Origin of the sequence: Kitasatospora sp. NPDC059160, from assembly GCF_042755465.1 — a bacterium.
In the GTDB taxonomy this organism is placed as follows: domain Bacteria; phylum Actinomycetota; class Actinomycetes; order Streptomycetales; family Streptomycetaceae; genus Kitasatospora.
In genome coordinates this window covers 1-4,298 of record NZ_JBHZCN010000223.1, presented here as the reverse complement: position 1 = coordinate 4,298, position 4,298 = coordinate 1, and the positions used below count along the sequence as shown (strand labels likewise).

At 74.4% G+C, this 4,298-nt stretch carries 3 protein-coding genes; 2 read left to right on the top strand and 1 reads right to left on the bottom strand.

Going from position 1 to position 4,298, the window contains the following annotated elements; all coding sequences use genetic code 11:
- Positions 1–176: 176 nt before the first annotated feature.
- Positions 177–806, bottom strand: coding sequence for a TetR/AcrR family transcriptional regulator (locus ACFXOZ_RS42155; RefSeq protein WP_380523342.1), 630 nt, complete (start codon positions 804–806; stop codon positions 177–179).
- Between the two features lie 95 nt (positions 807–901).
- On the opposite strand from ACFXOZ_RS42155, the gene ACFXOZ_RS42150 reads away from it, so the two are divergent.
- A complete protein-coding gene (locus ACFXOZ_RS42150) occupies positions 902–2,434 on the top strand; it encodes an APC family permease (protein WP_380595333.1) in 1,533 nt (510 codons plus the stop codon).
- A gap of 106 nt (positions 2,435–2,540) precedes the next feature.
- A complete protein-coding gene (locus tag ACFXOZ_RS42145; RefSeq protein ID WP_380595331.1) occupies positions 2,541–4,277 on the top strand; it encodes an amidase in 1,737 nt (578 codons plus the stop codon).
- The last annotated feature ends 21 nt before the right edge of the window (positions 4,278–4,298 follow it).

The window sequence follows — 4,298 nt, the reverse complement described above, 5'->3', positions numbered from 1 at the left end:
CCCGCCGCCCACCCCCCAACTAAAACAACTCCCTGCAGTCACATGTTTCCTCACCCCCCGCCCCCCGCGGTCGACTCACCCCCCCCCCCCCCCCGCCCCCCCCCCCCCCCCCCCCACCGGCGGCCCTCCACCCCCTCGCCGGGGTGGGGGGCCGCCGCTTCGTGCGAGCGCGACGGCTATGACGTCCGGCGCTCGATCCCGTCCAGCAGCAGGCCCAGGCCCACCTCGAACCCGCGGTCGTCGAGCTCGGTCGCGCCGCCGCCCCGGGCCAGGGAGCCGTCCAGGGCGTCCGCGAGCGCCGGGTACTGCGGCCGGTAGGCGGCCGGCTCCCGGGTGAAGCCCGCGGCGAAGGTCTCCATCGCGGAGCCGAGCACCAGGTAGTCCACCGCCGCGGCGACCTCGGCGGCGTCGGCGGGTGCGAGGCCCGCCCGGCCGAGCAGGGCGAGCAGCGCGTCGTAGCCGGTCAGCGCGCTGTCGGCCTCCACCCGCCGGCGGGCCAGCAGGGCGAGGGCGTTCGGGTGCCGCCGGAAGACCGCGCGGTAGCCGCGCGCGTACCCCGCGAGGCCGGCCCGCCAGTCGGGGTCGCCCAGCGGCCCGTGGTCGATCTCGTCGTTGACCAGCCCCGAGACGGCGTCGACCAGGGCGTCCTTGCTCGGCACGTGGTTGTAGAGCGACGCCGCCTTGACCCCGAGCCGCTCCGCGAGCGCCCGCATGGTCAGCCCGTCGGGGCCCTTCTCGTCCACCACCTGGAGCGCGGCGCGCGCGATCCCCTCGCGGGTCAGCAGTGCCCTGCTCGGTCGGCCCACCGAAATCCCCTCTTCCGCTCTCCGTGTCCGGGGGCTATCGTGCCAGACCGACAGCAGTTGCTAACAAAGTTAGTTTTATCGAGAGGGCGCAGCCAGTGGCCGAGAACACCCCCACCGTCGCCACCGACGCCGCCGAGACCGCTGCCGCCACCGACTCCGACCGGCTGGCCGCGCTCGGCTACCAGCAGGAGCTACGGCGCAGCCTGACCGTGCTCGGCAACATCTCCATGGGCTTCGCCGTCGTCTCCCCGGTCGTCGGGCTGTACGCCGCCGTCCAGGTCGGCATGAGCGTCGCGGGCGGCGCCTGGGTCTGGGCCCTGCCGCTGTGCCTGCTCGGGCAGTGCCTGGTCGTGGCCGTCTACGCCGAGCTCGCCTCGCAGTGGCCGCTGGCCGGCGGCGCCTACCAATGGAGCAGACGCCTGTCCAGACCGGCGGTCGCCTGGCTGAGCGGCTGGCTGTGGCAGTTCGCCGTGATGTTCGGCAACACCACCGTCGCCTACCTCGCCTCGCCCTGGCTCTTCGCCCTCTTCGGCACCGTCCCGACCCCCGCCGAGCAGGTCCTCGTCGCGGTCGGCTTCATGCTCGGCTGCGCCCTGGTCAACGCCTACGGCATCAACCTGCTGCGCCGGTTCGTCAGTCTGGGCATCGCCGCCGAGGCGGTCGCCTCCGTGCTGGTCGGCCTCACCCTGCTGCTGGTCTTCCGGCAGCACGGGTTCTCCCTGCTCACCGACTTCCTCGACGCCCCGAAGGGGCTGGGCGTCAGCGACACCGGCGCCCTGCTCGCCGCCGTGGCCGTCGCCGGCTGGGCCTTCATCGGTTTCGACGCCTGCGTGTCCACCGCCGAGGAGACCAAGGACGCCGCCCGGCAGGTGCCCCGGGCGATGTGGTGGTCGCTGCTCAGCGTCGGGCTCGTCGTCGTCCTCAACGCCGTCTCGGTCGAGCTCGCCCACCCGGACCCCGCCGACGTCGTCGCCGTCAAGGACCTCGACCCCGTCACCACCGCCGTCACCCACGCCTTCGGCGGCTGGGCCGACAAGCCCTTCGTCCTCGTCGTCCTGATCAGCTTCACCGCCTGCCTGATGGCCTCCCAGGGCGGCGCCGCCCGCGGCCTCTACTCGCTCGCCCGCGACGACGTCTTCCCGTTCTCCCGGCAGGTCCGCAAGGTCAACCGGCACAAGGCGCCGATCGGCGGCCTGGTCGCCGCCACGGTGGTCAGCGCCGCCGCCCTGCCCCTGGGCCTGAGCACCTCGGCCATCGGCAGCCTGATCACCTTCGGCAGCGCCGCCACCTTCGTGCCGTTCTTCCTGCTCACCGTGGTGGCCTTGACCGCCCGCCTGCGCGGCACCTGGAAGCCCGCCGGGGCCGTCGGCTACGGTCGCCTCGGCACCCCGCTCAACGTCCTCGCGGTGCTGTGGACCGGCTTCGAGGTGGTCAACATCTGCTGGCCGCGCGCCATCCTCGCACCGGCCGGAGCGCCGTGGTACCAGATCTGGGCGGCACCGCTCGGCGTCGGCACCGTCACCCTCGCCGGCCTCGGCTACCTGCTCGCGCGCCGCCCCGACCGCCGGATGCCCGACCCGGGCCAGGACCGCCCGCACAGCGACGAACTCGCCCCCGCCGTCGTGTAGTCGACCCACCCGCTCCACCGGCACGGCGCCCGACCTTCCGCTTCCGACTCTCCGCTTCCGACCTTCCGCTTCCGACGCAAGACCGAACACCCCTGGAGGAACCCGCATGACCCACCCCTTCGACGTCGTCGAGACGGGCATCGCCGACCTGCGCGCCGCGCTGGAGAAGGGCGAGACCACCTCGGTCGGCCTGCTCGACGCCTACCTCGCCCGGATCGAGGCCTACGACCGGCCCGGCACCGGCACCGCGCTCAACGCGCTCGTCGTGATGAACCCGGAGGCCCGCGCCGAGGCCGAGGCCTCCGACGCCCGCCGCGCCCAGGGCCGCACCCTCGGCCCGCTCGACGGCATCCCGTACACCGCCAAGGACAGCTACCTCGCCAAGGGCCTGACCGCCGCCGCCGGTTCGCCGGCCTTCGAGCACCTCGTCGCCCAGCGCGACGCCTTCGCGATCGAGCGGCTGCGCGCCGCCGGCGCCGTGCTCATCGGCCTGACCAACATGCCGCCGATGGCGAACGGCGGGATGCAGCGCGGCGTCTACGGCCGGGCCGAGAGCCCGTACAGCGCCGACTGGCTGACCAGCGCGTACGGCTCCGGCTCCTCGAACGGCTCGGGCACCGCCACGGCGGCCTCGTTCGGCGCCTTCGGCCTCGGCGAGGAGACCTGGTCCTCGGGCCGGGCGCCCGCCTCGTACAACGCCCTGTGCGCCTACACCCCCAGCCGCGGCGTGATCTCGGTGCGCGGCAACTGGCCGCTGGTGCCGACCATGGACGTCGTGGTCCCGCACACCCGCACCATGGCCGACCTGCTCGAACTGCTCGACGTCGTCGTCGCCGACGACGCGGAGACCCGCGGCGACCTGTGGCGCTCCCAGCCCTGGATCCAGCTGCCCGCGGCCTCCGAGGTCCGCCCCGACTCCTACCCCGCGCTGGCCCCGGCCGACGCGGCGGCGGCCGGGGCGACCCTCGCCGGCCGGCGTGTCGGCGTGCCCCGGATGTACATCAACGCCGACCCCGAGGCCGGCACCAACCCCGAGGGCGGCATCGGCGGCCAGACCGGGCAGCGGATCGACACCCGCGCCTCGGTCATCGCCCTGTGGCAGGCCGCCCGCCGCGACCTGGAGGCGGCTGGCGCCGAGGTCGTCGAGGTCGACTTCCCGGTGGTGACCAACTACGAGGCCGACCGCCCCGGCGCGCCCTCGCTGTTCACCCGCGGCCTGGTCGGCCGGGACTACCTCACCGTCGAGATCGAGGACCTGTCCGCCTGGTCCTGGGACGACTTCCTGCGCGCGAACGGGGACCCGGCGCTCGCCACCCTGACCGAGGTCGACGGCAGCCGCATCTTCCCCAAGCACGAGGGCGAACTCCCCGACCGCTACGCCGGTTTCGACGACACCGTCGGCGACTACCCGCGCTTCGTGCGCGAGCGCCCGTACGCCTCCCTCACCGACATCCCGCTGCTGGAGGCGGGCCTGCGCGGCCTGGAGGAGACCCGCCGGGTCGACCTGGAGGTCTGGATGGACGAACTCGGCCTGGACGCCGTGGTCTTCCCCGCCGTCGCCGACGTCGGCCCGGCCGACATGGACGTGGCCGAGGCCTCCGCCGACCTCGGCTGGCGCAACGGCGTCTGGGTCGCCAACGGCAACCTCGTGCCGCGCCACCTCGGCATTCCGACCGTGACCGTGCCGATGGGCACCATGGCCGACATCGGCATGCCGGTGGGGCTCACCTTCGCGGGCCGCGCCTACGACGACACCGCGCTCCTGCGGCTCGCCGCCGCCTTCGAGGCGACCGGGCAGCGCCGCACGGAGCCCTCGCGCACCCCGAGGCTCCCCGCCAACTGACGGACCGGGGCGGCCCGGCCG